The organism is Paenibacillus xylanilyticus, assembly GCF_013359935.1.
Lineage (GTDB): Bacteria > Bacillota > Bacilli > Paenibacillales > Paenibacillaceae > Paenibacillus > Paenibacillus xylanilyticus.
Genome location: NZ_JABMCB010000082.1, coordinates 1 through 239, shown reverse-complemented (window position 1 = coordinate 239; position 239 = coordinate 1). Strand labels below are relative to the sequence as shown.

1 rRNA gene is annotated in these 239 nt (G+C 52.3%); it reads right to left on the bottom strand.

Annotated features, from left to right (window positions below):
* Nucleotides 1-239, bottom strand: a 23S ribosomal RNA gene (locus HP552_RS35975); the annotation flags it as partial.

Here is a 239-nt window from a genome sequence, read left to right as displayed (position 1 = left end):
GTACGGGCACCATCACCTGGCTAGAGGCTTTTCTTGGCAGTGTGAGATCATGACCTTCGCTACTGTAATTTTCACTCCCCATCACAGCTCAGCCTTAGGATGTGCGGATTTGCCTACACATCAGCCTCACTGCTTGGACAGACATCCATCAGTCTGCGTCACTACCCTACTGCGTCCCCCCATTGCTCATAACGGCTTACGGTGGTACAGGAATTTCGACCTGTTGTCCTTCGACTACG